The following is a 25,647-nucleotide window of genomic DNA, read 5'->3' on the forward strand; positions in this document are numbered from 1 at the left end:
CCTCCTGTTTTTGTTTTTGGCTTGAATGGGGCTTAGATACAACCCTTTTCTTTCAAGGCTTTAAGCTCCTCTTCGCCTAAACCTAGAACATCCGATAAAATTGTTTCGGTGTCGTTGCCAAGCAGTGGTGGGGCTTTGCTGATTTCGACTTTAGTACGGCTGTATTTTATGGGGCTATTGCATAAAGAAATACTGCCAGATAGAGGATGTTCTACCTCGATTTGCATTTGGCGATGCTGGATTTGCGGGTTGGCAAAAACCTGTTCAATATTATTAATGGGGCCGCATGGCACACCGCGAACAGATAATTCTTCCAGCCAGTAATCACGGCTTTCTTGCACCATAATATTGGCCACCTCTTCGCAAACGATCTCGCGGTTTTGTACTCGGGCGGGGTTGGTAGCGAAGCGTTCATCTTGCATTAGCTCTTCGCGCCCAGCCAGCTGTAATAATTTTTCGAATTGGCCATCGTTACCAACGGCAAGAATGATAAAGCCATCGCTGGTAGCAAAAGCTTGGTAAGGCACGATATTGGGGTGTGCGTTACCCATGCGCTGAGGTACTACGCCCCCCACCAGATAATTACTAGCTTGATTGGCCAGTACAGCCGCTTGCACATCAAGTAATGCCATATCGATATGTTGGCCAAGGCCCGAACGCTGACGTTCCAAAAGAGCGCCCTGAATAGCAATGGTGGCATACAGCCCGGTAAATAAATCAGTAACAGCGACGCCAACTTTTTGTGGGCCAGCACCGGCAACACCATCTTTTTCGCCGGTAATGCTCATCAGGCCACCCATGCCCTGAATCATAAAATCATAGCCAGCACGCTGAGCATAGGGCCCGTCTTGCCCAAAACCCGTAATCGAGCAGTACACTAAAGCAGGGTTGATCTCCTTTAGTGATTCATAATCTAGGCCGTATTTTTTTAAGCCGCCAACTTTATAATTTTCGATTAATACATCGCACTTTTGGGCCAGCTTTTTAATAATCTCCTGGCCTTCAGATTGAGTAATATCAACCGTAATCGAATCTTTGCCACGATTGGCCGCGGTATAGTAGGCCGCTTCGGCTGTGTCTTGGCCATCACTATCTTTTAAATAAGGAGGTCCCCAGCGGCGAGTGTCATCACCCACTCTCGGGCGCTCTACTTTGATAACCTGCGCTCCAAGGTCGGCGAGGGTTTGTGCGCTCCAAGGGCCAGCAAGAATTCGGCTCATATCAAGAACACGAAAACCACTGAGAGGGCCGGATTGATTGGCGCTATTAGTCTGGCTGGACATGACTGCTCCAAATATATATTTAAAAGTGAAGAAGAAAAAAGGGCCGTGGTATCGGCCCTTTAAACGGTATAAAAACCGTAGCTTTAACAGCGTTTGCTAAGACTTAGAAAAACGCTTGCAGGCCAGTTTGAGCACGGCCAAGAATTAATGCGTGAATATCTTGAGTGCCCTCGTAGGTATTAACTACCTCTAAGTTACACATGTGACGCATTACTGGGTACTCATCAGAAATACCGTTACCACCGTGCATGTCACGAGATTCACGGGCAATTTCCAGAGCTTTAACACAGTTGTTACGCTTCATCATAGAAATTAGCTCAGGCGCTAATTGACCTGCGTCTTTCAACTGAGATGCACGCAAGCTACCCATCAGACCAAGGCTGATATCGGTTTGCATTACCGCTAGTTTCTTTTGGATCAGCTGGGTTTGTGCCAATGGGCGACCAAACTGCTTACGATCCATGGTGTATTCACGAGCAGAGTACCAGCAAGCTTCTGCAGCGCCTAAAGCTCCCCAAGAAATACCCAAGCGTGCAGAGTTCAGGCAGCCGAATGGGCCTTTCAAGCCTTGAACACCTGGCATTAGGTTTTCTTCAGGAACAAACACATTGTCCATCACAATTTCACCAGTGACAGAAGCGCGTAGCGCTAGTTTGCCTTCAATCTTTGGTGCGCTTAAGCCTTCCCAGCCTTTTTCTAGAATAAAGCCGCGAATAACATCATCTTCAGTTTTGGCCCAGACTACAAAAACATCAGCGATAGGTGAGTTGGTGATCCACATTTTGGCGCCAGTTAGACGGTAGCCACCATCTACTTTCTTAGCGCGAGTGATCATCGAGCCTGGGTCAGAACCGTGATCGGGTTCAGTTAGGCCGAAACAGCCAATGTATTCACCGCTGGCTAGTTTAGGTAGATACTTTTCTTTTTGCTCTTCGCTACCGTAGCTCCAAATAGGGAACATTACCAAGCTAGACTGAACAGACATCATTGAACGGTAGCCGGAGTCTACACGCTCAACTTCACGAGCAATCAAACCGTAAGCTACATAGCTAACGCCAGGACAGCCATAACCTTCTAGAGGCGCGCCTAGCAAGCCCATCTCGCCCATTTCGCGGAAGATGTTGATGTCGGTCTCTTCTTTTTGATAGGCCTCACGTACGCGTGGCAACAGCTGCTCTTGGGCATACTGGTGAGCAGAATCACGCACCATGCGCTCTTCTTCGGTCAACATTGAATCCATCAAGAAAGGGTCTTGCCAGTTAAAGCTGGCCCAAGGGGACTTCGCCATGGTGTACTCCGGTTGATTGTTGTTTCGCTAATCTTAGTTTGCAGCTCAAAAAGCCAAAACTTCACATGTAATCTAATTATACTCTAGCTGGGTGCATATATAAAATATATCGTTTATATTGTTGGCATATATTTTATATATGGGTAGTGCTTTGAAATTGAACAGCGCTTTGAATATGAACGGTGCTTTGCATATAGATTATGTCCTCTTTTATACGGGGGAGTGTCTTTTATATATGGGGCGCGTTAATCGGTTTCAGCTTTATTGTGCCTTACATAGCTAACCCTTTTAGATAAGCATCCCGTAGCAAGTCCTCAAGCAAAGGTCTCGAATGGATAAGCGTCAATTACAGATATTTCGCCAGGTGGCCATCAGCCAGAGCTTTACCAAGGCGGCCTTAGAGTTACATATGGCACAGCCGGCGGTGAGTATTGCAGTGAAAAAGCTCGAAGAAGAGTTAAGTACACGATTGTTTAATCGTATTGATCGACGTATTGAGTTAACCGCAGCCGGTGAAAAGCTGCTGCATCGTGCCGAACGAATTTTGGTTGAGTTTCAGCAAGCTAAGGATGAGCTTAAGGAGTTAGAAGCCTTAAAGAGTGGCCAAGTACGTTTGGATACACCCGCAATGTTAGGCTCATATTTTTTGCCAGAGCAGCTGATCGCCTTTCGTCGAGCTTACCCAGGCATTGATTTGCACATTAGCGCTGAAGGTACTCAGCGTGCCGAGCAAATGTTGCTAGATGGCTCTACTGATATGGCCATTGTTAATGTTCAACAGCACTCTGAGCAGATTGAATCTCGTTATCTATTAAAAGAAGAGGTGGTTCTTTGTATGGCGAGCGACCATCCATTCGCAGATCGAACAGCTGTCGACTTCCTTGATATAAAAGAAGAGCCCTTATTGGTATATCACCAGGGTTATCACTTGCGGCAAATTCTAAACCGTTTAGAGTCGCAAGCTGCTCATAAGGCGAACATTATTATCGAGACAGATATCTTGCGTTTAATGGTCAGTATGGTGGCCTCGGGTGAGGGTATGTGCTTGTGTTTAAGGCGTTTGGTGGATGCGGAAAAAGACTTGGTTTCGGTTTCCTTTAACGAGCCGCAATATATAGAGCTGGGCATTGGTTGGAAAAAGGGGGGCTATCTGTCACCTGCGAACCGGGCATTTATCGATTATTTGATTCAATCTGTGGCGGAAATTGCTTGATAGGAGCTTTTGATAATATCGTAGGCAAAAAAAACGGCGCCGAAGCGCCGTTTTTGCAAAGAATGCTGTAATTACTTCTTAGCAGCTTTCTTGGCAGGGCGACCGCGACGGGTAGCTTTCTTAGCAGCAGGCTTCTTAGCAGCAGCTTTTTTGGCCGCTGGTTTCTTAGCAGCTGGCTTCTTCTTAGCAGCTGGCTTTTTCTTAGCAGTTTTCTTCTTGGCAGCAGCTTTAGCTTTAGCGGCAGCTTTCTTTTCAGCAGCTTTTTGCTTAGCAGCGGCTTTCTTAGCAGCAACTTTAGCTTTAGCAGCAGCTTTCTTCTCTGCAGCTTTAGCTTTAGCAGCGGCTTTCTTCTCAGCAGCCTTAGCTTTAGCAGCGGCTTTCTTCTCAGCGGCCTTAGCTTTAGCAGCTTTCTTCTTTGCAGCAGCCTTTTCACGGGTAGCTTTAGCTTTAGCAGCAGCTTTAGCCTTAGCAGCAGCTTTCTTAGCAGCTAGCTTTTCACGCTCAGCCTTCTTCTTAGCAGCTACTTTAGCGCGAGCAGCGGCTTTCTTGTCAGCGGTTTTAGCTTTAGCAGCAGCTTTCTTGTCAGCAGCTTTTTGCTTCTTAGCAAGAGCAGCTTCAGCCTTAGCGATAGCTTTAGCTTGGTCGTTAGCGCTCTTGTTAGCAGCTTTAACAGCTTTCAGCTCAGCTTTGGCCGCAGAAGCGGTAGCTTTAGCGTCAGCAGCAGCTTTCTTATCAGCAGCAGCGGCTTTAGTCGCAGCAGCCAATTGCTTAGCTTGAGCAGCAGACTTCTTCTTCTTACGGATAGCTGCAACCTTGTTGCCGGAAGCTTTCGCTTTGGCAGCGGCTTTAGCAGCGGCTTTTTCTAGTTTGGTGGTTTCTTTACCCAAGTCGGCTTCTTGCTTAGCGCGAGCTTTAACCAATTGAGCTTGGATTTTGGCCAGTTCTGCTTCTAATTTAGCGACTGGATCGTTAGCTTTACGAGCTGCCATCTTATTTTCCTTTGAATGTAATTAATCTAGCACTGAAACTTCTTTTTAGTGGCTGTCCAGCCCGCTTATGGCGCGGATCTGAGAGTAAAAATAACCAGCCGACTACGACGCGTGTATAAGGTACGTCTTTACTGACAAAATTCAAGAGTTTATGGTCAAAAAAATAGCAATTTTTGGTATTTATTGGCCGTTTTTCTTGAATTCACATTAATTTTAGAAAAAAAACAGAAAATTTCATTTTTATAGGGGGCCATTTGGCAAAAAACGGTTATCGCTATTGGCTTTAATCCAAAGCAACATTTCCCTTTTTAACGGCATTTTGTTTTGTCGCATAAATTTAACAATATATATCACTGGGGAGTCTTCACCGGCGTGCCAGCTAGCAATTTGCTTTTCCGCTAGGGTCAGAAACTCGATCAAACTCAGTAATTGCGCCTCATTAAAATCTGTAACGGCGGATAGCCAATTTTCTCTACCCTGTTTCATCATGGCGCTATGCTTTTGCAGCTCAGCAGCGTCAAAATAATCAGCAATCGGTTTTTCATCGCTATTTTGTCGTTGGCTGATAATATTCAGCAAGACGTCGTGTTCCAATGCATAGCTTTTTTCTTGTTCGCTGGCATTTGGGTCCCAGGATTCTACGCTCATAATTGAGTCTCTTTGGTATTTACTTTGATCGGCTAGCTAAAACTGTCTAAATCCGACACTGCCTGAGTGTTACAATAAACTATCAAGCGACGGATTCATTATATTATATACCCGTCTATCCATAAGTAGCCCAGAATCTTACGACTTTTAAAGCTTATATGAGTCCAGAGCGCCATATCATCCACTGCGATGCCGATTGCTTTTATGCCTCGGTAGAAATGCGAGACGATCCCAGCTTAATCGGCAGGCCCTTGGCCATTGGTGGCGAAGCAAAAGGTCGTGGTGTCGTTGCGACCTGTAATTATGAGGCGCGTAAATTTGGTGTGCGCTCGGCGATGCCAATGGCCTATGCCCGCAGACTTTGTCCTGGTATTTTGTCAATGCGACCAAATATGGAAAAGTATCGAGAAGTTTCTCGTCAAATGCAGGATATTTTTTATCGCTATACCGATGTGATTGAGCCTCTGTCACTTGATGAGGCTTTTTTGGATGTTTCGCAGCAAGTAAATCAAGGCGCCTATGATAGTGCCGCCGCCATTGCTGAATTAATTCGCCAAGAAATTAAGGCTGAATTGGGGATTACAGTTTCAGCAGGGGTGGCCCACAATAAATTTATAGCCAAAGTAGCAAGTGATTGGAAAAAACCTAACGGTTTAACGGTTATTTCTCAGGCTGAACAAGGTGATTTTGTGGCGGCCCTTGGTGTTAATAAAATTTACGGTGTTGGCAAAGTCACCGAACAAAAACTGCTGTCGATGGGCATAACGCATTGCTACCAGCTGAAAGACTATGACTTGGAATTTTTGCAGGCCAAGTTTGGAAGCTTTGGACGGCGCCTTTATGACCTGTGTCGAGGTAATGATTATCGCCCAGTTGAGCGAAGTCGCCGGCGAAAATCACTCAGTGTGGAGCATACATTTGCTAGTGATTTACCTGATTTAGCAGCCTGCTTCGAGCAAATTCCGGGGCTATTGGAGGGTTTACACAAGCGTTTGTCGGCCCTCGATGACAGTTATGTCATCAGCAAGCCATTTGTGAAGCTAAAATTTCATGACTTTTCATCCACAACTGTGGAAAAACAATCTGCACATTACTCTTTAGAGGCCTATCAGCAGCTTATTTCCGAGGCCTTTGAGCGTTCTTTTCAGCCCGTGAGATTGCTCGGTTTGGGGGTGCGTTTTCAAGAGCCACAAACTGAAGATCCTCAGAGTGATCTTTTTGCCTAAAAAATCATCAGCTTCCAGTGTTTTCTAATGCAAGTGCCCCATAACTGGGCAGAGCCAGCAGCAGGAATCCCCGATTATTTATCCTGCTTTAGTTAATCCTAGTTTTTTCTTCAGTGGCGCTACAAATTCCCGCCGAACTCATTATAATCGCCACCCTTTTTGAGTGACCCCTTTGGGGTATCGGTGTTATTTAAGCCGGGGAGCGTTTGTGTTTGTTTTTACCGTAAGCTGTGATGTTAGCCAAGATGTGTATGTAGGCTCAGCCAAGGAATCTATTGAAGCCCAGTGGGCATCAATTGTAGCCGCAGCGGATGAGGGGCAAGAGGGGGCTTTGCAGGCAGCAATTCGCTTGCATGGTGTAGAGAAATTTTCCGTTGAAGAATGGGCGTTTGCGGAAAATAGCCGTGAATTACGTGAATTATTGAGTGAAGCTAAGGAAACCTTAGGCGCCAGACCGATCAAACTGGGCCGCGCTAGTGATGGCGTTAACAAGCGCAGTGGCGCAACGCAAGTTAGTAGCGATATTCGAGAATTGTTTTCGATGGCAAAAGCCGAATACGAAAGCGAGTTAGTCGAAGAACTTATTCCGGCCGAAGGGTTAGAGAGAAACACTAAGACTACGGGATCTGGGGATAAAACCGCCTCAAGCTCTAGTCAAGGTACTCGAAAGCCAAGCGCTGCAGAAAAAGAAGAGTTGCTGGCGAGCGAAAAAGTGGCCAATGGGCGCAGTGGTTCAGCGAGCAAAGAAAAGCGTATCAAAGAAGCAATTACGGCCGAGCGTGAGCAGCGGTCTGTATTAAGGCAGCAACAAGCGAGTGCGGAAGCTAAAGAAATGCAAGCTGTGTTGCTGCAAATCGAACAGCGTCGTTTAGCGCAAAAGAAAAAGCCGGCGGCCAGCAAAAGAGGTAAGTCGAAGACTTCATTGCGCAGTGCGGTTAGCAGCAAGCCACCGAAGAGCTCGGCAGCTGTCAGCAGTTCTAAAGCGGCCGTTAAATCGCCTGCAAAAGTCGCTGTGGCCAAAGGTCGTACTGGTTCGAGCTTAAAAGAAAAGCGAATTAAAGAAGCCATTGAGCAAGAAAAAGCCTCTATCGAAGCGGCTAAGCGCCAACAGGCCGAATCTCAAGCTGATGAAATGGCGGCGATACTTAATCGCTTGGATGAACGAAATAAAGCGGCCGCAACCTATAAACGTAAGCTATAAAGTTTGCGAAATAAAAAAGGGCCTTTTAAAGGCCCTTTTTTATTTTTGGTTTGTGTTGCAGCAAGGCTTATCGCTTGCCGAGCATCATGCGCAGCATAAAGTCCATGGTTTTACCAAACGGAGCCACCATGTACTTAGTACCGGGACTCGGAGCTTGCTGAAAGATAGGCCTTAATTTGGAAAACTCAATAAAACCTTCCTTACCGTGGTAGTGCCCCATGCCGCTATTACCAACACCACCAAAAGGTATATCGTGCTGTGCAACGTGCATCATCACGTCATTCAAGCTTACGCCGCCAGAAATAGTGTTTTTAATCACCTTATCTTGCAGAGGCTTATCTTTACTAAATAGGTAAAGCGCTAAGGGGCGTTCACGAACATTAATAAATTCGATGACTTCGTTAATATCGCGATAGGTCTTCACCGGCATAATCGGGCCGAAGATCTCTTCTTGCATTACTGTCATTTCAGTTGTGCTGTCGAGAATTAACGTGGGCGGGATCTTCTCTAGCTCATCGCTAGGTTCCACATCACCAAGCAGATTGACAACTTGAGCCCCTTTTTCTTTTGCATCATCCAAAGTCTGAATCAAACGGGAGTATGCTCGCTTGTCGATAATGGCGGTGAAGTCCTTGGTCTCTAGATTAGGGTAGCGTTGCGGAACAATTTTTTTCGCATGTTCGATAAAAGCATCTGCTTTGCTTTCGGGTAGGAACACATAGTCTGGGGCAACACAGGTCTGGCCCGCGTTGTACAGTTTACCCTGTAAAATACGCTCACAAGCGAGTTCGATGTCATAGTCTTCGGCAACAATACACGGTGATTTACCACCTAGTTCTAGGGTAACGGGGGTTAGGTGCTTAGAAGCTTTTTCCATTACCTGGCGACCAACATTTGGAGAGCCGGTGAAAACTAGGTGGTCATACGGCATATCAGTGAAGTCTGAAGCGCTCACGCCAGGTAAGATGGCGAGGGTGTCTTCACCAAATTCTTTATTCACCAAATCAGCAAGTAGGCGGCATAGATTTTGTGAGTTGGCGGCCATTTTGATCATGGCGCGATTGCCTGCTGCGAGCACATTAGCCAGCGGGCTCATGCATAGAAACAGCGGATAATTCCACGGTACCACAATACCTACAACACCTTTTGGTTGTGGTAGCACCTTATTCTTGCCACCAAAAAACCATATAGAAGTGTGGCGCTTTTGTGGTTTCATCCAGCTTTTTAATTGCTTGCGGCAATATTTGATACCATCAATTGAACCAAATAGCTCAAGAAACTCTGTCTCATGAATAGAGCGGTTGCCATAATCTTTATTAATCGCCTCGGTAATGGCAACCCGGTTGTTCTTTAGAATGTTTTCTAACTTTTGCAGATTGGCTAGGCGCTCTTCATACTCTGGGTATGGATTTGCTAGGTAAGCCTGACGCTGCTTTTCGTATGTTTCTTGTACACGTTGGGCAGAGGCTTCAACGTTTAAATTAGGGCTGGCCGCTTGGTTCATGGTGCGGGTCTCCTGTTGTGTCGGATTTCGTTGTTAAAATTGTCTGAGATATAGAGCGCCTACAAAGGGGGAGCTAGACGATGAGCTAGGGAGCCCCACAATGACACCAGCTCTCACATTAGCAAAATATTGCACAAATGTACTAATAAGGGTTCGCAGGACTGTGGCTTTGGCGTGATTGGGTAAAAATAGCCCATTTACATAGTGTTTGGCGTGTTAAGAATTGCGGATAGCAACACCGATATTGCGAACACCATGCATATTATGGTGACTTGCCACTTGGCCTGTGCAGGTAAAACCGCTAACATGTCATCCTTGCTGGCACTAGCTGCCCAAGGCGATGATAAAATAGCAGGTTCCCAATCTGAGTAAAAAATGCACACTGCTGTGTGGTAAGGCTTTTTTAACTAAGCTTTATTTCACGGGTTTGTCATTTGTTCAGGACTTTGGAGATACCGGCAGAGTAAATCAAGACTAGAATAACGGAGCAATAATGAGCCGTCGTAAGAAGAACAAAGTTGAAGTAGAAGAAAAAGCTGATATTGACCTAACGCCCATGCTGGACGTTGTATTTATCATGTTGATCTTCTTTATTGTAACGGCCTCTTTTGTGAAGGAAGTGGGTATCGGCGTGAATATTCCGCCTGAAAATGATAATCCTCCGCCACCTGAAGCCCCGCAAAACATCCTAGTGGAAGTAACCGCTACGGATGAGATTTGGATGGAAGGTCGTCGTGTTGATGTTCGTGCGGTACGTGCTAACATTGAGCGTATGAGCGCAGAGAACCCTCAAGCTTCTGTAATTATCAAAGCTGACGGTAAAGCGAGTGCTGAAAAGTACATTGCAATTGCTGATGCGGCACGTGAAGCTAACGTTTATAACGTATCTTTGGCACCAGACATTAAGAAGCGCTAAGCTTTATATCTAACGGTGCAATAAAACAGGAGCTTAGGCTCCTGTTTTTGTTTCTGACACTGCCTTTTGCTACACAGAGGGAAATACAGTGGACAAATCTAATTTTCAGTTTCAAACCTCAACGCCGGCACTGCTTATTATTGACTGGCAGCAGGCTATCGATCATTTCGGCGACTTGGCTCGCAGCCACCCTGAGGCAGAATCTGCTTGCGCAGACTTGCTGGCTTACTGGCGGGCGCAACAACGGCCGGTGATTCATATTCGCCATTCATCGAGATTTCCAGATTCTCCGTATCATCAATCATCGCCTTGGTTTGATTTTAAAGCCGAGCTGGAGCCGATGGTAGGTGAGCTGGTACTAAGCAAGCGAGAGAATTGTGCCTTTGCGCAAACTGAACTGGAAGAGATACTTAGGGCTCGTGGTATTGAAGAGCTTGTCTTTACAGGTGTACTGTTAAACAACTCTGTTGATGCGACGCTTAGAATGGCGGCCGGGCTTGGTTTTAAAAATTATCTAGTGCCAGAATGCTGCCCTGCTCAAGCAATAGATAGTTTATCGGGGGCTCATTTTAGCGCTGAACAAGTGCACGATATCTTTCTAAGTAATATAGCCGGTGAGTACTGTCAGCTTCTCAGTGGTGAACAAGCCATGGAGGCTTAGTCACCACCGAGATTTATTGTTTCGATCAGTTTTCAGCAAAAGCTTAAGGTTTGCTAAAGCGCTGCACGCCGCCGATAACGGTTTCAATTACCTGTGTATTACGTAGCTCTTCTGGGCCTGACAGCGGGTCTCTATCTAAAACGATGAAATCGGCTAACTTTCCATCTTCTAATGAGCCTAGCTCTTGTTCGGCAAATATCTGCCAAGCGGCGTCGATCGTAATAGCCCTTAATGCCTCCATTGCTGTAATGGCTTGTTCAGGGCCTAAGACATCACCGCTGGACGTTTCACGGGTGACTGCAGACCAAGCCGCTAAGAATGGTGTCATTGGCACAATGGGCGTATCTAGGTGCAAGGTGAAAGGTACGTTTCTCGCCTTGGCGCCTGCCATCGGGCTCATTCTTGCTGCACGCTCTGGCCCCATAAATAAAGCTTTGTGACGATCGCCCCAGTAGTAAACATGGCTATTAAAAAAACTTGGGCTCATACCGAGCTCTGCAAATTGATCTAATTGATCATCACGGGTCATTTGAGCGTGAATAATAATCGGGCGGGCATCTTCCCTTGGATGGGCTTTTTGGGCCTCGCGAAAGGCTTCAATAATCAGATCGATAGCAGCGTCACCATTACCATGCAGGGCTATCTGCCAGCCCGCTTTGTGGAACTCTGCAACGCTGGCAAAAAGCTCTTCTTTGTTCATGGTCGGGTAGCCACGATAGTCATCGTCTTTGCCTTCGGCCGGTACATGGTAAGGGTGGCCTAGAAAGCCGGTATAGCCTTGAATGGAGCCATCGGTTATTAATTTTAGGGCGCCAACTTTTACCCTATCGCTTTCAATATTATTAACGCTAAGCTCTCCGGCTTGAATTGCTCTGGCAGCTTCTAAATCAGGCCACATGACGACGCGCTGTGGGTAAATGCCAAGCTTGCCAAAAGCTGAAATTGGTGTGATGAATTTTTTGCTGGCCAAGCCGACTTGGGCAGAGGTTACCCCTTCTTGCAGATAGTTTTCACTGGCGAAGCGGGACATGGCATAAAACTGTTTTAAGCCAAGGTCTAGAGCCTTCATCACCAAAGGGTATTGAGCATTTTCTTCTACCAAGCCTGCCAGCTCACCGTCTTCGCTGCGCACTATAACGCCGCCTTCTGGGTCTTTGGTATTTTTATCGTAACCCACTGAAGCAAAAGCCATGCTGTTGGCCATGCCCATATGCCCAGAGATATGGCTCACATAAATGTTGTGCTCGGTAGAAATACTATCCAGCTCAAGGCGCGTTAAAAACCGCTGTTCGGCAATTTGCGTATCATCATAGCCGTACGCGTACACCCAGCTACCTTTGGGGCTTTTTTCTACCTGTGCGCGCAGCCGTGAAAGCGCATCGGCAACCGTCTTTACTTCGTTAATCGGTGGGCTATTTAAATCGGCCGCAACGGCCGCCAAGCCAGAGCCGGGAAAGTGACCATGGGCATCGATAATACCTGGCATGATGGTTTTGCCAGCCATATCTCGAGCAAGAGATGGGTTTTTAAGTAACTTTTTAATCTCTTCATTGCTACCAACAGCGATTATTTTGTCGCGTTTTACATACATCGCTTCAGCGACATCATCATTGCTGTTCATGGTCAGAATTCGAGCATTGATGAAGGCTTGCTCGTCTTCTGGCTGTGGGTTGAAATGCATATAAACGGCAACTACGACTATTGTCAGTAGCAATGCAAGCCCAGTTAAGGCCTTGATTAAGGTTTTTAATAGCGACATGGACGCCTCTAATTATTGTTGATTGGCTGAAATTGTTCAGGCTATCAAATTTTGGCCCGCGCTACTTGGCCAAAAGTGACAGTTGTTGGCCTAGCCGAATAGAAAAGCCTGCTTTGGCCTGAGCGGTCGATAGAAAAGGCGTTTTTGGCATAGACAAACGTCATTTGCGCGTTAAGGTAGTGTCAAACAGCTGAAGGTTGATTGTCGTAATCTCCAGCTTGCTAAAAGTCAGTAGGTTTAAAGAAGGATAGGTCCAAGGCATGAGTATTACCCCCCAGGAAACAGATTTATTTTCTTTGCTAGAGCACCGCTACAGTGTGCGCGGTTTTACCGATCGAGTGATTGAGAAGCCAGTTTTGCAGGAAATTTTTCAAAAATCCCAGCAGGCTCCTTCCAACTGTAATACTCAGCCCTGGCAGGCCTACATTATTTCGGGCGAGCGCTGCCGCCAGTTTGCCAAAAGCCTGGCTGAGGCCATCGTTAGTGGTGCGCCTTCCAAGCCCGATTTCGATGTGACATTAGGTTTCTTCGATGAATATCGCCAGCGTCAGGTAGATTGCGCATATGCGTTATACGGTTCCATGGGTATCGAGCGTGGTGACAAGGCAGGTCGTGGCGCGGCCATGTTGCGCAACTATGATTTCTTTGGTGCGCCACATGTTGCTTTTATCGCAATGCCAAAGAGCTTCGGTATTGTGAATGCTTTGGATGTGGGCATTTATTTGCAGACTTTAAATCTTGTTATGGAGTCTTACGGTGTGGGTAGTTGCATTCAAGGTGCATTGGCTTATTACCCCGATTTGGTTCGTAAAGAGCTGGGTTTGCCCGAAGACGACAGCATGCAAATCCTTTGTGGTATTTCATTCGGATACGAGGATAAAAACCATGCCGCCAATAACACCCGAACTGTTCGCGCCGACTTAGGTGAAAACGTTAGCTTCTACGAATAGGTACACTTGGCATGATTATTAAGCACGCAGATAAGATCGCTTCGCCAGAAGTTTTGCAAGAAGCATTTGAAAAGCGTGGATACATTTGTAGCGACCCAATTGCTACAGCTGTGTATCTAGCTTGCCATTTACAAAAGCCTATTCTCGTTGAAGGCCCTCCAGGTGTTGGTAAAACAGAGTTGGCGAAGGTAACGGCTGAGTATTTAGCTGCGCCACTGATTCGTATGCAGTGTTATGAAGGTTTGGATGAAGCCAAGGCACTGTATGAATGGAAGTACGGTAAGCAGCTGCTTTATACCCAGGTATTAAAAGATCAGCTGGGTGATGTAATGCGTGGCGCTAGAGGTTTGGATGAATCGGTTGAACGACTGCACTCCTTTGGCGATATCTTTTACTCAGAGCAGTTTTTAGAAACCCGACCATTGCTGCAAGCTTTACGAGAGCCAGATGGCGCGGTCTTATTGATCGATGAAATTGATAAGTCTGATCAAGAGTTTGAAGCTTTTCTTTTAGAACTGCTGTCAGATTACCAAGTGTCTATTCCAGAAATCGGAACGGTAAAGGCTAAGAGCAAACCAATTGTTTTTCTTACCAGTAATAATACCCGTGAGCTCGGAGATGCACTGAAGCGTCGTTGTTTGCATCTGCATATTCCATTCCCAGAGACTGCATTGGAAAATCAAATTATCGCCAGCCAAGTTCCTGATATGGATAGCAGCTTGCGAGACCAGCTGGTCGCTTTTGTGCATGAATTGCGCCAAATGGCCTTAAAGAAAGTGCCGGCGATTAGTGAATCTATCGATTGGGCGCGTGCTTTATTACTGCTGAATGTTGATAGCCTTGATGAAAAGTGGGTGAGAGATACCCTGAGCCTATTGTTGAAATATCAGGACGATATTGAAATTGTGGAGCCTGAGCTTCGCAAAATTATGGGGCAAATTAGCCCCAAATAATTCGCTTTAAAAAATGTACCGTATTAGTAAGTAGGTTAGTCAAAGTGCAGAAAGTCTTTGCCGATTTTATCCATACTCTGCGTCAGCAGGGGGTGCCTATATCCCCTGCGGAGACTCTAGATGCCTTAAAAACAGCTGAACTGTTGGGCTTGCAAGGAAAGTCTCGCCTGCGTCAGGGCCTTGGCTTAGTATTGGCAAAGAATGAACAGGATAAGCAAACTTACGAACACTATTTTGATGAGTTTTTTAAGTTTGCAGAGCCTGCTTCGCCCTCAGGTTCTGAGGCGCTTGAAGATGGCGATGATTTAGAACAACAGAATCAACAAAGTTCTGATGAGTCGCCGTCAAATGACGGCGCAAGTGAGGTGTCCAGCAGTTCTGGGCAAGGCGGGGGCGAATCTGAAGACAATGAGCAAGATGAGTCTTCGGAGGACTCTGCTACAGAAGTTTCCGCCAGCTCTCCTTTGGGGAGGATGCTACAAGCGGCAGATCCTGCAGCTATTGCGATGGCGATAGCCAAAGCTGGACAGCAAGAATCGGTTCAAAATATTCAGTTATTTACCCAAAAGCCTTTGTTTAGTTATCGCATGATGAATCGCATGGGTAACGAAGCATTAAATCAAGAGCTGCTGGCTCTAGACGTAAGCAATGAGCTAGCCCAGCAACGTTTGGCCAATCGACTCAGATCTGCCCAGACCCAGCTGCAAGAACAGGTTAAAGATTATGTTGAGCAGCAATATCTGCTCTATGCCGAGGCAAAGGGGCAGCAGCTGCGTGAAACCACTTTGCAGAAAGTAAAGCTTACCAATATCGATAACCACTATATGCAGCAAATGGCTGATTTGGTGCGTAAGGCTGCTAAGCGTCTGGCAAGCCTTCACAGTCGCAAGAGAAAATTGCGCAAACGCGGCCTGTTAGATGTGCGAAAAACCATAGCGGCCAATGCTGCCTATGATGGCGTCTTGTTCCATACTCGCTGGAAAACCACCGTAGTGGATCGCCCCAAAGTAATGGTGATCTGCGATGTTAGTGGTTCGGTAAGTCGAGTTGCGCGCTTCTTACTGTTGTTTGTGCATAGCTTGCAAGAGGTGTTGCCTCGCAGTCGTTCTTTTGTGTTTTCCTCTGATATGGGTGAAGTAACCGATCTGTTTAAGGAAAATAAATTAGAGGACGCGCTTGCTGAAATAATGTCGAAGTGGGCAAATCAGTCTACCAGTTATGACAAGGCCTTGGCGGACTTTTCCGAAAATACACTGAAGGATGTTGATCAAAAGACCACGGTTATCATGTTGGGTGATGCTCGCAATAATAATGGCAATGGCCGTGCCGATATATGGCAGAAGGTTTATCTTCAGGCGGGGCGGGTTCTATGGCTAAATCCAGAGCATATCAATAGCTGGGATACTGGCGATTCTATTATGGCTTCATATCGGCCTTATTGCTCAGAGGTGCATTGTTGTAACTCATTAAGGGATCTTGAGCGTATTCTAGGCAATCTTTTAAAGCATAGTTAATATAGAGACCTTGGTTTCAAGCGCGGTAGTGGGTGAGTATTGAAAAAGTTTATATTTGTTGCAATTTTACTTGTGCTGTATCAGTTTCGCGATGAGCTGTTTAGCTTTCATAGCCCAGCCCCCGAATATGCTGCTCAGCATGAAGAAAGGGTTATTCTATACGCCACAGACTGGTGCGCTTATTGTAAAAAAACACGCAAGTTCCTAGAGCAGAATAATATTCCCTATTATGAGTATGATGTAGAAAGCTCAAGCGAGGGGTATGATCAATTCAAGGCGCTTGGTGGTCGCGGTGTCCCTTTGCTGCTGGTAAATGGCAAGGTAATAAAGGGTTTTGATACAAAGCGTATTTTAAAATATTTGGAAGGTTAGCAATTGCAGCGGTATACGCAAAAGCAGGCTTTTATGCTGCAAGCGCTGGCGTTATCTCGATATGCTTTACCAGCTTGCTTGCCGAATCCCCCCGTGGCTTGTCTGCTTGTCAAGCAAGACCTCATCGTCGCTCGTGGTTTTACTCAAGCCGTTGGTGGCAATCACGCAGAAGTGCAGGCGCTCAATGCCTGCAATTGCGATAGGGCTGAGCTAACAGCCTATGTGACCTTGGAGCCATGCTCATTTGTAGGTCGCACGCCATCTTGCGCGCCAACTCTAATTGATGCTGGTATTAAGCATGTTGTAGTAGCGATGCTAGGGCTCCGCTGAGCAAAACCTGCATTATTCAGAGGTGCCCTAGATCCCGACCCTCGTAATAATGGCCGGGGAATTAAAATGCTGCGTGATGCTGGAGTTGTTGTGGAGCTCGGCTGTTGTGAGGCGGAAGTGGGGAGTTTTTTAAGCCCCTATCTTGGTCATTCCTAAGCTGCTAATCAATCTTGGACTATTCACTTTCAGTTTTCTGTGAGTTTTGGTTTTCTCTTGGATTATTCAGCACCCCTTAGGAATTATTCATGCCGTTCTCAGAACATTAATGGTGGTGTCTGCGTTTTATCTATTTCCTGAAAATAGCTTGAGTGCGATTGTGTTGGCAGTGGTGTTCGCTTATATGATTAGTTTGTGGGTGATGTTGCGCCGGGAAATAGCTTGGAAGGCTTAATGGACGTTGGCTTGAAGGGCCTCTAAGGCTGAGGGCAGCTTGAGCTCTTGGTAAGAGGAGCTGCCCACTCTATCCATTTAATGGACAGAGTGGAGCAGCGGGAAGGTAATAGAAGACGGAGTTAAATTACCAGCCGCACTGACGGCCTTTGTTTTGCTCGTCTAACCAAATTTTTAATGGCGCAAAGTAATCGATGATCGCCGAAGCATCCAGCTCGCGCTGACCCGTTACCGCTTCCATAGCATCTTGCCAAGGGCGACTAGAGCCCATGGCCATCATGGTCTTTAAGCTCTCGCCAACTTCTTTATTGTTGTAAATAGAGCAGCGATGCAATGGACCTTGATAGCCTGCTTTTTCACACAATGCACGATGGAATTGGAATTGCTGAATAAAGGCCAAGAAGTAGCGAGTGTAAGGCGTGTTGCCAGGCACGTGGTATTTGGCGCCTGGATCAAAATCAGCCTCGCTGCGCGCTAGTGGCGGAGTAATACCTTGGTATTTTTCACGCAGTTCCCACCAACCTTTGTTGTAATCTGCAGGCTGTAGGTCGCCATTGAATACCTGCCAGCGCCACTTATCTACGAGTAGGCCAAATGGCAAGAAGGCAATTTTATCCAAAGCTTGCTGCATTAAGAAACCGAGATCTTCGGAGGCTGGGGGCTCTTTGTCCAATAGGCCAATTTGAACCAAGTAGCTCGGAGTGATTGATAGACCGACAACGTCACCCAAGGCTTCGTGGAAGCCGTCGTTTGCGCTTTCACGGAACAGCATTGGCTGCTGATTGTAGGCGCGCTGATAATAGTTGTGACCTAGTTCGTGATGGATGGTTTGGAAGTCTTCGCCGTTCTTTTGAATACACATCTTAATGCGTAAATCTTCGATATTGTCGATATCCCAGGCGCTAGCATGGCAGACAACATCACGATCTTCTGGCTTAGTAAATTGTGAGCGCTCCCAAAAAGTTTCCGGCAATTCTTTAAAGCCTAAAGAGCTAAAGAACGCCTCACCTGTTTTTACCATATCCATTTCACTCATGCCTGATTTTTCAATCAGCTGAGTGACGTTATAGCTTTGCTCAACACCTTCAGGCTTAACGAGCTCGTAAACATTGCCCCAAGTTTGTGCCCACATATTGCCGAGTAAGTGCGCTGGGATTTTGCCGCTTGCCGGTGCAACATCGTCACCGTAATGCTCATTCAGTTTGGCGCGCACATGACATTGTAGTGAATCATAGAGAGGCTTCACTTTTTGCCATTGGGCGTCGGCATCGGCAGCAAATGCATCTGGCTCCATGTCGTACTTGGAGCGCCACAGAACACTCAGGTTTTCAAAACCAAGGTCTTTGGCGCCTTTGTTAGCAATGCTAACTTGCTCTTCGTACAGTGGGCGCATTGGCGGGGATACTTGGCGCCAGCCAGCCCATAGCTCTTTTAAAAGTTCTGGGTCCCGGCTATTAGCGAAAACAGCGCTCATCTCGCCAAGGTTGTAGCAGCGCTCATCATTACAGTATTTGCCTTTGCCGTACATGCCCTGCATCTTGGAGCCGATCTCCGCTAGGCGTTTAGCTTGTGCTGGATCATTTGGGGCTGGAAAGCTTAAGGTTTTCTTTAAGGCATTCATCTGGCGGCGGCTAGATGCGTCAAGTTGCACTTGGTCATATTTGGCCGCTTCTTTTGCCAGCTTTACGCTGAGAAGGCTGAATTCAGTAGCCGCTTTGGCCTCTAGGTACTGGGAGTCGAAATTAATATAGGTCGCAGCTATCCAAGAGGCACGGCCATAATCTTCCAGGGATTGAGCCAGTTCATCGTTGGCTTTTTTAAGGAATGCAGCAGCTTGCTCGGCGCTCGGCGCTCGGCGCAGAGGCTTGTGCATTTGCTTGCTCGGCAGCTTGATTCTGGCTTGCAGCTGTTTGGTTTTGCTCATTGCAGCCAAATAAGGCCAGCGCCGAAACGCATGTCGCGAGTGCTAAGGGTTTCATCGTCATCTCCAGTTCTAGTTGTTATGACACTGATGATTAGACGAACAAGATTAGTTGGTGCTCAAGCGGCCAACTCGCTATTTTGCTCTAAAGCGAGCAGCTAAGCCCAGAAGAGCGCCAAACAAGATAAATTGCATGGGGATAGGTAAGCTAGGCACCGCATGATTGCTACTGCTCGCCATCATCGGGTTTCGCATTAACAGTATTTGTCGTTGGCCACTGGGGTTAGCTGTAGGGGTAATATTGCTGGCGGCTGAGCCAAAGGCAATGAACTGGCCGTTTCCTGAGATATCCGTTTGGGAGCTTGTGCCATCGGCTTCCTGGCCGCTGCTGCTAAGGTTGATGCGAAAGGTGTTTTGATTCTCCCTGTCGTATAAAAAGGCATCACGACTGGCGTTGGTATCATTATCTACCAGGTTGCTAGCATCTGACCAAAAGCTAATAAAACGCCCATCCTCACTAATTGCTGAGCCAGCACTGTTGTGATTGCCAAGGCTTCCATTGCTGTGTTGACTAACAGCCGTATTTTGGCCGTTGCTGTTATCGTGAATAATGATATCTCGTCGGCCGTTGCTATCACTGGGTAGCATTTGGCTGGAGGGGTGAATCATTGTGCTGATGCGGCCATTGGCGGCAATGATGGGGCGAAAGTTTGAAGCTAGGTCGGTGACTTCACTACCGCCTGCCGTAAGGCTGACTCGGCTCATAGTTCCGCTACTAACTTCGCAGCTAAAAATATCGCCTATGCCATTGCTGTCGCCAGCTACGAGGTTGCTGGCTTCAGAGATAAAAATGATGTGATTACCTGAACCTTCAATATACGGCCGCCTTGAGGCGCCGTTGCCCTCTGTTCCAGAAACTTGGCTTACCAGAGTGGTTTGACCACTGCTGCGGTTATGTAGGTAGACATGTTCATTGTTTGCGGCGGCGGGTGTAGCGAGGTCGCCGCCGCCTATAAATGTAAGGAGTTGGCCATCATCGGAGATCGATACTTGATCCCCGGTATCTTGGCTGCCTTCGTTACCATCGCTACGAACGCTAACTCTAACGAGACTGTTATTTACTCGGTCGTATAAAAAGGCATCTTTACTGGCGTTGCTATCGCTTGCGACTAGATTAGTGGCTAGCGATGTAAAAGCGATAAAGCGTCCGTCAGGAGTGATTGCTGGGCGCGTGGAATCTCCGTTACTTGGGCTGTTAGCAAGCCCTTGGCTAATGCGGATGGTGCTATTGTTTTGACGATCTCTTAGGTAGATGTCGGTAAAGCCTCCGTGGCCCGCAGCTAAGTTTGTTGCGGCCGATTGGAAGGCTATAAATCGACCGTTGTCGGAAATGGCAGGGTTGTCAGCGTGGCTGTCAGCAATATCGCCAGTATCGTTTAGGCTGACAATATCGAGGTCATTGGGGCTTAAATCTTGAGCGATAGAGGGGCAGGAGCAGATGCCCAGAGCCATTAGGGCAATTACTAGCTTTTTCACTACAACTAAATCCTTTAGTGCTTAGATAATTAGTTAAAAGTAGCACTAAAGGACTAGTTTTCCAGCAAAAGGGGAAGATTACTTGCTGTGCAGCTCTTTCATGGCTTCATTCCATTGGCCGGCTGCCGCTGTAGGTAATACCTTGCTGGCTTCATAAATAGCGTCGTCGATCGCTTGCTTATCGCTGCCTGATGGGCGTTTTAAAACATAGTTGGCCACTTCTTTTGCGTTGCCTGGGTGGCCAATGCCGATACGTAGGCGAGCGAAGTTATTATTATTGCCAAGGGCTTTGATGATATCTCGTAAACCATTGTGGCCGCCATGGCCGCCACCTATTTTGAGTTTGGCGACGCCCGGGTCCATATCCAGCTCGTCGTGGGCGACTAGGATTTCTTCTGGAGCAATTTTAAAGAACTTTGCCATCGCGCTTACGGACTGGCCGCTTCTATTCATAAAGGTTGTTGGCTTTAATAAGCGAATATCCTTGCCGCCGACACTAATGCGGCCTGCTTCGCCATAGAACTTACTTTCGGCGCTAAGCTGCCCAGCGTATTGGCGAGCCAGTTCGTCAACAAAATCGGCGCCAGCATTGTGGCGGGTGCCATCATATTCAGTGCCGGGATTGCAGAGGCCGACAATCATACGAATAGGGTTGTTCATAATATTCCTTGAGCTGGTTAAACGGACCACCAGCGGTAAATCATCAAAATCACTAATAATAAAGAAACAAGACTGGCCGGATAAGCTTTATGCCCAATGTCTTTGCCTTTTCGGATCATATGAACTGAATAAGCAATGGCGGCGTTGCTTACTGCAAACATGAAACCTAAAAACACAGCCGTCTCAGTCTTGCTATTTCCGCCAAAGCCTGCGAGTGCGGCAATGGCTATCAATATGCCTGCGGCAGAGGCTACTAGGGCCAGGTAGAAAATAATCGTTTTCATAGGTTATTTGTGCTGTTTAATTTTAGCGACTACTTCGCCAGCTAATGCATTGGGGATTGGAAAGGCGAGATTATACTGCCTGAATTTCCAGCTTTCTTGTTTCCCTGCCTTTTCAAGGCTGAGTACACCCGAGCCACGCACTAAGCCATATTTTTTGTTCCATAGTAGCTCATCAAACCAAGCCATTTTACCATCCTTGCTGATAATGATATGGCGTTCTTTTGCGGTATACAGCCAACCTCGGCCCTTGTTGAAATAAGGCAAGGCGTAGCCTTTAAAATCGTCTTTGCTCCAACGCTCGCTGGCATCAGTGCCAAGGTAAACCATATCTTCGCTCATTAGTTCAAAGTAGGCCTCGCCATTTGCCTCGGCGGCATATTGGTGGAATCTGTCTAAGGTGTTATTTACCGCTTCTTTTGTGCCTGCGTAGGAGTTTGCGGCTGCAAAACAGCAGCAAAGAAGAATTATTCTAATCATTGGAGGCTCCCAACTCTGAAAAAGAGCCAGTCTATAAGAAAGTTACTGCGCGCGATAGTTGCAGGTGGAATGCTTGGCATGTCTGGGGTCAAAGCTATAGGCATAAAAAAGCCGGCATAAGCCGGCTTTTTAGAGAGAGAAGAGTGTCGATTACTCGGCAGCTTCTTCACCACCTTCTTCTTCACTTTCTTCAGCAGCTGCGCCCTTAGGCTTGTTTACGATCGCAACAGTTAGATCGTGGTCAGCGCCGTGGTTTAGAGCTACAGACTCAACACCCTTAGGTAGAGTTAGGTCAGAAATGTGGATTACCGTACCAGCTTCAGCGTTAGCGAAATCAACTTCGATGAACTCAGGTAAGTTGGCTGGCAAACAAGTGATTTCAAGTTCAGTCATGCTGTGAGCAACGGTGCAACCCTGTAGCTTAACAGCTTCACAAATGTCTTCGTTGATGAAGTGTAGAGGTACAGTAGTCTTGAACTTTTTGGTCTTAGAAACGCGCAAGAAATCAGCGTGCATAACCAAAGCTTTGGCTGGGTGACGCTGTAAGTCTTTCAGAATTACGTTCTCAGTTTTACCATCGATGTCTAGCTCAATGATGTGAGAGTAAAACGCTTCGTTTTCTAAGTGCTTGATCAGCTCGTTGTGTGCAACGGTGATGTTAGCAGGCTTCTTCTTGCCGCCGTAAACGATAGCAGGAACTTTGTTTTCCAGACGACGCAGGCGGCGGCTCGCACCTTTTCCCTGCACGTCACGGGCTTGGGCATTCAATTTAAAATCTTCAGACATGATATTTCCTCAATCTGTCTACCACTGCTCTCCGCGACCAGAATTGCAGTGGGCTTATGAAATCCCGGCTTTATAGCTGGGAGTGGTAATGCAAGGCTCGAGAGCTTTGCGTTTCTGCTTGCGTGCTAAATGCTCGCAATCAAATCTTTTCTTGCTGGCCTGTTAGCGAAACATGGCGCTCAACGACTCTTCATTGGCCAGGCGGCGCATAGCTTCGGCTAGCATGCCTGAAAGAGTCAGCTGACGTACAGTGCCCAGCTTTTCAATATCTTTATTCAGAGGGATGGAGTCGGCGACAACCATCTCATCTAGAATAGAGTTGCTTAAATTCTTTAGTGCATTGCCAGACAGTACTGGGTGGGTACAGTAGGCAACCACTTTAGTTGCGCCTTGCTCTTTAAGCGCGGCAGCGGCGTTACAAAGTGTTCCCGCCGTATCAACCATATCGTCTACTAGCAAGCAGGTACGGCCATCTACTTCACCAATCAGGTTCATCACCTCGGCCACATTGGCGCTTGGGCGACGCTTGTCGATGATCGCTAGATCCACATCTAGTTGCTTGGCAACGGCACGCGCGCGAACTACACCGCCGATATCAGGGGATACGACCACTAGGTTTTCATACTTCTGGCGATTGATGTCGTCTAGCAATACCGGTGACGCATAGACGTTATCCACGGGTACATCGAAGAAGCCCTGAATCTGCTCGGCATGAAGGTCAACTGTCAACACGCGGTCTACACCAACGCCTACCATCATATCGGCCACTACTTTGGCGCTAATGGGTACTCGAGAAGAACGTACGCGACGATCTTGGCGGGCATAGCCGAAGTAAGGCACAACGGCGGTAATTCGACCTGCGGAGGCTCGACGTAAGGCATCAACCATTACGATCAGTTCTACTAGGTTGTCGTTAGTGGGGGCGCAAGTGGACTGCACCACGAAAACATCGCGACCGCGCACGTTTTCATTAATTTCTACCGCAATCTCGCCATCGGAGAACTGACTTACTGTCGCGTCACCTAGGGGGATGCCTAGACGGCTAACAATCTTCTTTGCTAATTCCGGGTTTGCGTTCCCGGTAAAAACCATTAAATCGGCCACGGTAATTCCTTAGCGTTGGAGTTCACGGTTAATCAGCCTGGCTTGTGGCAACAGGCGAAATCAGGGGCGCGCATTCTACCGTGTTTTAAGGGGGGATAAAAGAGATAATTGTTGGATTAATGAACGTTTATCAGAAGAAAAGATGGCTGGGGTGGAAGGATTCGAACCTTCGCATGACGGGATCAAAACCCGCTGCCTTACCGCTTGGCTACACCCCAGTAAAGGTGTTGAGCATTATATAAATACTAGGATAGGTGACTCTTGAATACCTTTGGCAATAAAGCCTTCTAGGTGTTCTGGCCTTTGCTTGAATATGGCTTCAGCTGATGATTGATCATCGAAGCTGGCAAATACACAAGCACCTGTTCCTGTCATTTTAGCTGGTGCAAACTGACTAAGCCAGTTGAGTGCTTCAGCCACTTCTGGATAGAGTGAGCTGACCAGCTGCTGGCAATCGTTTCGACCACCCTGCTCAAGAAAGGCCGCTACTGTAATGGCCGAACTGTCTCTTGTCAAACATTTATTTGAAAAAATTTCAGGGGTAGAAACATGGCAGTTTGGAGCAAGCACTAAATACCATTTCTCTTCTAATTCAAGGGCTTGCAATTGCTCGCCGACTCCTTCGGCCCATGCTGTTTGGCCATTGATGAAGACTGGAACATCTGCCCCAAGGCTTAGGCCAAGCTCGCAAAGCTGCTTTTTATTGAGTCCGCATTGCCACAGATGATTTAGTCCGACTAGGGTACTGGCAGCATCACTACTGCCTCCACCGATGCCGCCTCCGGCGGGTAATATCTTGTGTAAATAGATATCGGCACCTTGTTTTTGCTGGCAATGGCTTTGCAGTAGTTTTGCTGCCTTAAATACTAGATTGTCCTGTACGGCGAGCCCAGGAATTACGGGCTCTAGGTGAATCCCATCGTCTTGGCGCAGCGTTAAATCTAGCCGATCACCATGATCCAGAAGCTGAAAGGCTGTTTGCAGCTCATGGTAGCCATCGGCTCTTTGTCCAAGAATATGGAGAAAGAGATTGAGTTTGGCGGGTGCAGCCAAGCTAATGTGTTGCTTTTGCATCACTGCCACCGCTTAACCACAAGGGTCAACTGGATGTCGCCGCGCTTTAATTTGATCTTTTCGGGCAGGGGGATGCGGTGGCGGCTATAGCGAAGGTATTCGATATCCCAGCCGCCTTGCTGCAACTTTTGCAATAAGCCTTCTGACCACTCACTCTGGCTGTTTGTATTGGGGGCGGCTAAGCCTCGAACCCAGTATGGCATCTGCTGTTGGGGCAATGGCCAGCCTAAAGCTTGCTCGGCTTGTGCCTGTGGATTGTCGATAATCTCTTCGCCCTGGATGCTGAGCTCGTGCTTATTGCCGGCTATTACTGTACTGCCTTGGCCCAGTGGCCCGCTAACCTGTAGGCGAAACTGCTCGCCATCCTGCTGCCAGTCGATAAAGCCTGAGCCGTTTTGCTGGGGGCTGCGCAAGCCAATTTTTCCTCGCATACGCCATTTGCTTAATGGGTTGAGTAATGCCAGGCGTGCCTCTTGCTCTGCGCTATTGTCAGTAAAGTTTGGGCTTTGACTGCTATTGCTTGGCTGCTGGCTGATATTGCTACAGGCCGATAGAAACAGGGCAAGCAGCAATAGCTTCGCCGTGCTATAAGTTTTTGTCATTTATTT

Annotated in this window: 26 protein-coding genes and 1 tRNA gene; 11 read left to right on the plus strand and 16 right to left on the minus strand. The window is 47.2% G+C overall.

Going from position 1 to position 25,647, the window contains the following annotated elements:
• Positions 1–32: 32 nt before the first annotated feature.
• A complete protein-coding gene (locus Q1A08_RS06895) occupies positions 33–1,283 on the minus strand; it encodes a CaiB/BaiF CoA-transferase family protein (RefSeq protein ID WP_299771206.1) in 1,251 nt (416 codons plus the stop codon).
• 103 nt (positions 1,284–1,386) lie between these two features.
• Positions 1,387–2,571 carry an acyl-CoA dehydrogenase gene (locus Q1A08_RS06900; RefSeq protein WP_299771208.1) on the minus strand — a complete coding sequence of 395 codons (1,185 nt, stop codon included), beginning with the start codon at positions 2,569–2,571 and terminating at the stop codon, positions 1,387–1,389.
• Between the two features lie 331 nt (positions 2,572–2,902).
• Here Q1A08_RS06900 and Q1A08_RS06905 point away from each other — a divergent pair, with 331 nt between their 5' ends.
• On the plus strand, positions 2,903–3,784 hold the full coding sequence (locus Q1A08_RS06905; RefSeq protein ID WP_299771210.1) for a LysR family transcriptional regulator: 882 nt from the start codon (positions 2,903–2,905) through the stop codon (positions 3,782–3,784).
• A 71-nt stretch (positions 3,785–3,855) separates the two neighbouring features.
• Here Q1A08_RS06905 and Q1A08_RS06910 read toward each other — a convergent pair whose 3' ends face one another.
• Together Q1A08_RS06910 and Q1A08_RS06915 are read right to left on the minus strand one after the other, a co-directional pair.
• Complete coding sequence (locus Q1A08_RS06910) at positions 3,856–4,773, minus strand: hypothetical protein (RefSeq protein ID WP_299771212.1); 918 nt, start codon at positions 4,771–4,773, stop codon at positions 3,856–3,858.
• 240 nt (positions 4,774–5,013) lie between these two features.
• A complete protein-coding gene (locus tag Q1A08_RS06915) occupies positions 5,014–5,421 on the minus strand; it encodes a hypothetical protein (protein WP_299771214.1) in 408 nt (135 codons plus the stop codon).
• 158 nt (positions 5,422–5,579) lie between these two features.
• Between Q1A08_RS06915 and dinB the strand changes: the two genes are divergently transcribed.
• Complete coding sequence (gene dinB / locus Q1A08_RS06920) at positions 5,580–6,647, plus strand: DNA polymerase IV (RefSeq protein WP_299771216.1); 1,068 nt, start codon at positions 5,580–5,582, stop codon at positions 6,645–6,647.
• Between the two features lie 208 nt (positions 6,648–6,855).
• Positions 6,856–7,848, plus strand: coding sequence for a hypothetical protein (locus tag Q1A08_RS06925; RefSeq protein WP_299771218.1), 993 nt, complete (start codon positions 6,856–6,858; stop codon positions 7,846–7,848).
• Positions 7,849–7,915: 67 nt separating this feature from the next.
• On the opposite strand, the gene Q1A08_RS06930 is transcribed toward Q1A08_RS06925, so the two are convergent.
• Positions 7,916–9,352 carry a coniferyl aldehyde dehydrogenase gene (locus tag Q1A08_RS06930; protein ID WP_299771220.1) on the minus strand — a complete coding sequence of 479 codons (1,437 nt, stop codon included), beginning with the start codon at positions 9,350–9,352 and terminating at the stop codon, positions 7,916–7,918.
• 213 nt (positions 9,353–9,565) lie between these two features.
• Here Q1A08_RS06930 and Q1A08_RS06935 point away from each other — a divergent pair, with 213 nt between their 5' ends.
• From Q1A08_RS06935 to Q1A08_RS06945, 3 genes are all read left to right on the plus strand, one after another.
• A complete protein-coding gene (locus tag Q1A08_RS06935) occupies positions 9,566–9,724 on the plus strand; it encodes a hypothetical protein (RefSeq protein WP_299771222.1) in 159 nt (52 codons plus the stop codon).
• Between the two features lie 121 nt (positions 9,725–9,845).
• A complete protein-coding gene (locus Q1A08_RS06940) occupies positions 9,846–10,268 on the plus strand; it encodes a biopolymer transporter ExbD (protein ID WP_299771224.1) in 423 nt (140 codons plus the stop codon).
• Between the two features lie 88 nt (positions 10,269–10,356).
• Positions 10,357–10,929 carry an isochorismatase family protein gene (locus Q1A08_RS06945; RefSeq protein ID WP_299771226.1) on the plus strand — a complete coding sequence of 191 codons (573 nt, stop codon included), beginning with the start codon at positions 10,357–10,359 and terminating at the stop codon, positions 10,927–10,929.
• A 43-nt stretch (positions 10,930–10,972) separates the two neighbouring features.
• Here Q1A08_RS06945 and Q1A08_RS06950 read toward each other — a convergent pair whose 3' ends face one another.
• A complete protein-coding gene (locus Q1A08_RS06950) occupies positions 10,973–12,688 on the minus strand; it encodes an amidohydrolase (protein WP_299771228.1) in 1,716 nt (571 codons plus the stop codon).
• Positions 12,689–12,948: 260 nt separating this feature from the next.
• Here Q1A08_RS06950 and Q1A08_RS06955 point away from each other — a divergent pair, with 260 nt between their 5' ends.
• The 5 genes from Q1A08_RS06955 to Q1A08_RS06975 are packed head-to-tail and all read left to right on the plus strand — an operon-like array spanning position 12,949 to position 16,807.
• The gene (locus Q1A08_RS06955) at positions 12,949–13,638 is read left to right on the plus strand and encodes a nitroreductase (RefSeq protein ID WP_299771230.1); all 690 of its coding nucleotides are present in this window, start codon (positions 12,949–12,951) and stop codon (positions 13,636–13,638) included.
• 11 nt (positions 13,639–13,649) lie between these two features.
• On the plus strand, positions 13,650–14,591 hold the full coding sequence (locus Q1A08_RS06960; RefSeq protein ID WP_299771232.1) for a MoxR family ATPase: 942 nt from the start codon (positions 13,650–13,652) through the stop codon (positions 14,589–14,591).
• A 44-nt stretch (positions 14,592–14,635) separates the two neighbouring features.
• Complete coding sequence (locus Q1A08_RS06965) at positions 14,636–16,105, plus strand: VWA domain-containing protein (protein ID WP_299771234.1); 1,470 nt, start codon at positions 14,636–14,638, stop codon at positions 16,103–16,105.
• Positions 16,106–16,144: 39 nt separating this feature from the next.
• Positions 16,145–16,477, plus strand: a complete 333-nt coding sequence (locus tag Q1A08_RS06970) for a glutaredoxin domain-containing protein (protein WP_299771236.1) — start codon at positions 16,145–16,147, stop codon at positions 16,475–16,477.
• Positions 16,478–16,480: 3 nt separating this feature from the next.
• Positions 16,481–16,807, plus strand: coding sequence for a deaminase (locus Q1A08_RS06975; protein ID WP_299771238.1), 327 nt, complete (start codon positions 16,481–16,483; stop codon positions 16,805–16,807).
• Positions 16,808–17,324: 517 nt separating this feature from the next.
• Here the strand turns inward: Q1A08_RS06975 and Q1A08_RS06980 are convergent.
• The 10 genes from Q1A08_RS06980 to lolB all read right to left on the minus strand — a co-directional run bounded on the left by Q1A08_RS06980 (position 17,325) and on the right by lolB (position 25,641).
• Positions 17,325–19,121, minus strand: coding sequence for a M2 family metallopeptidase (locus Q1A08_RS06980; RefSeq protein ID WP_299771240.1), 1,797 nt, complete (start codon positions 19,119–19,121; stop codon positions 17,325–17,327).
• 132 nt (positions 19,122–19,253) lie between these two features.
• Positions 19,254–20,654, minus strand: coding sequence for a hypothetical protein (locus Q1A08_RS06985; RefSeq protein ID WP_299771242.1), 1,401 nt, complete (start codon positions 20,652–20,654; stop codon positions 19,254–19,256).
• 78 nt (positions 20,655–20,732) lie between these two features.
• Positions 20,733–21,314 carry an aminoacyl-tRNA hydrolase gene (pth, locus tag Q1A08_RS06990; protein ID WP_299771244.1) on the minus strand — a complete coding sequence of 194 codons (582 nt, stop codon included), beginning with the start codon at positions 21,312–21,314 and terminating at the stop codon, positions 20,733–20,735.
• Between the two features lie 17 nt (positions 21,315–21,331).
• A complete protein-coding gene (locus tag Q1A08_RS06995) occupies positions 21,332–21,598 on the minus strand; it encodes a hypothetical protein (protein ID WP_299771246.1) in 267 nt (88 codons plus the stop codon).
• 3 nt (positions 21,599–21,601) lie between these two features.
• Positions 21,602–22,075 carry a nuclear transport factor 2 family protein gene (locus Q1A08_RS07000; protein WP_299771248.1) on the minus strand — a complete coding sequence of 158 codons (474 nt, stop codon included), beginning with the start codon at positions 22,073–22,075 and terminating at the stop codon, positions 21,602–21,604.
• A gap of 150 nt (positions 22,076–22,225) precedes the next feature.
• Positions 22,226–22,861 carry a 50S ribosomal protein L25/general stress protein Ctc gene (locus tag Q1A08_RS07005; protein ID WP_299771250.1) on the minus strand — a complete coding sequence of 212 codons (636 nt, stop codon included), beginning with the start codon at positions 22,859–22,861 and terminating at the stop codon, positions 22,226–22,228.
• A 162-nt stretch (positions 22,862–23,023) separates the two neighbouring features.
• Complete coding sequence (locus tag Q1A08_RS07010) at positions 23,024–23,953, minus strand: ribose-phosphate pyrophosphokinase (RefSeq protein WP_299771880.1); 930 nt, start codon at positions 23,951–23,953, stop codon at positions 23,024–23,026.
• A gap of 155 nt (positions 23,954–24,108) precedes the next feature.
• Positions 24,109–24,183: transfer RNA gene (locus Q1A08_RS07015), tRNA-Gln, on the minus strand.
• 16 nt (positions 24,184–24,199) lie between these two features.
• Complete coding sequence (ispE, locus tag Q1A08_RS07020; RefSeq protein ID WP_299771252.1) at positions 24,200–25,039, minus strand: 4-(cytidine 5'-diphospho)-2-C-methyl-D-erythritol kinase; 840 nt, start codon at positions 25,037–25,039, stop codon at positions 24,200–24,202.
• On the minus strand, positions 25,039–25,641 hold the full coding sequence (gene lolB / locus Q1A08_RS07025; RefSeq protein WP_299771254.1) for a lipoprotein insertase outer membrane protein LolB: 603 nt from the start codon (positions 25,639–25,641) through the stop codon (positions 25,039–25,041). The genes ispE and lolB overlap by 1 nt, the downstream gene beginning before the upstream one ends.
• Positions 25,642–25,647 lie beyond the last annotated feature (6 nt).

The sequence above is a fragment of the uncultured Pseudoteredinibacter sp. genome (genome assembly GCF_947500695.1).
Lineage (GTDB): Bacteria > Pseudomonadota > Gammaproteobacteria > Pseudomonadales > Cellvibrionaceae > Pseudoteredinibacter.

What these genes read in the sequence shown, in the direction of transcription:
- pth (WP_299771244.1), bottom strand. Translation starts at nt 21,314, where the DNA reads ATGAACAACCCTATTCGTATGATTGTCGGCCTCTGCAATCCCGGCACT.
- Q1A08_RS06900 (WP_299771208.1), bottom strand. Translation starts at nt 2,571, where the DNA reads ATGGCGAAGTCCCCTTGGGCCAGCTTTAACTGGCAAGACCCTTTCTTG.
- Q1A08_RS06930 (WP_299771220.1), bottom strand. Translation starts at nt 9,352, where the DNA reads ATGAACCAAGCGGCCAGCCCTAATTTAAACGTTGAAGCCTCTGCCCAA.
- Q1A08_RS06960 (WP_299771232.1), top strand. Translation starts at nt 13,650, where the DNA reads ATGATTATTAAGCACGCAGATAAGATCGCTTCGCCAGAAGTTTTGCAA.
- Q1A08_RS07005 (WP_299771250.1), bottom strand. Translation starts at nt 22,861, where the DNA reads ATGTCTGAAGATTTTAAATTGAATGCCCAAGCCCGTGACGTGCAGGGA.
- Q1A08_RS06980 (WP_299771240.1), bottom strand. Translation starts at nt 19,121, where the DNA reads ATGAGCAAAACCAAACAGCTGCAAGCCAGAATCAAGCTGCCGAGCAAG.
- Q1A08_RS06915 (WP_299771214.1), bottom strand. Translation starts at nt 5,421, where the DNA reads ATGAGCGTAGAATCCTGGGACCCAAATGCCAGCGAACAAGAAAAAAGC.
- ispE (WP_299771252.1), bottom strand. Translation starts at nt 25,039, where the DNA reads ATGCAAAAGCAACACATTAGCTTGGCTGCACCCGCCAAACTCAATCTC.
- lolB (WP_299771254.1), bottom strand. Translation starts at nt 25,641, where the DNA reads ATGACAAAAACTTATAGCACGGCGAAGCTATTGCTGCTTGCCCTGTTT.
- Q1A08_RS07000 (WP_299771248.1), bottom strand. Translation starts at nt 22,075, where the DNA reads ATGATTAGAATAATTCTTCTTTGCTGCTGTTTTGCAGCCGCAAACTCC.
- Q1A08_RS06905 (WP_299771210.1), top strand. Translation starts at nt 2,903, where the DNA reads ATGGATAAGCGTCAATTACAGATATTTCGCCAGGTGGCCATCAGCCAG.
- Q1A08_RS07010 (WP_299771880.1), bottom strand. Translation starts at nt 23,953, where the DNA reads ATGGTTTTTACCGGGAACGCAAACCCGGAATTAGCAAAGAAGATTGTT.
- Q1A08_RS06910 (WP_299771212.1), bottom strand. Translation starts at nt 4,773, where the DNA reads ATGGCAGCTCGTAAAGCTAACGATCCAGTCGCTAAATTAGAAGCAGAA.
- Q1A08_RS06895 (WP_299771206.1), bottom strand. Translation starts at nt 1,283, where the DNA reads ATGTCCAGCCAGACTAATAGCGCCAATCAATCCGGCCCTCTCAGTGGT.
- dinB (WP_299771216.1), top strand. Translation starts at nt 5,580, where the DNA reads ATGAGTCCAGAGCGCCATATCATCCACTGCGATGCCGATTGCTTTTAT.
- Q1A08_RS06940 (WP_299771224.1), top strand. Translation starts at nt 9,846, where the DNA reads ATGAGCCGTCGTAAGAAGAACAAAGTTGAAGTAGAAGAAAAAGCTGAT.
- Q1A08_RS06955 (WP_299771230.1), top strand. Translation starts at nt 12,949, where the DNA reads ATGAGTATTACCCCCCAGGAAACAGATTTATTTTCTTTGCTAGAGCAC.
- Q1A08_RS06995 (WP_299771246.1), bottom strand. Translation starts at nt 21,598, where the DNA reads ATGAAAACGATTATTTTCTACCTGGCCCTAGTAGCCTCTGCCGCAGGC.
- Q1A08_RS06950 (WP_299771228.1), bottom strand. Translation starts at nt 12,688, where the DNA reads ATGTCGCTATTAAAAACCTTAATCAAGGCCTTAACTGGGCTTGCATTG.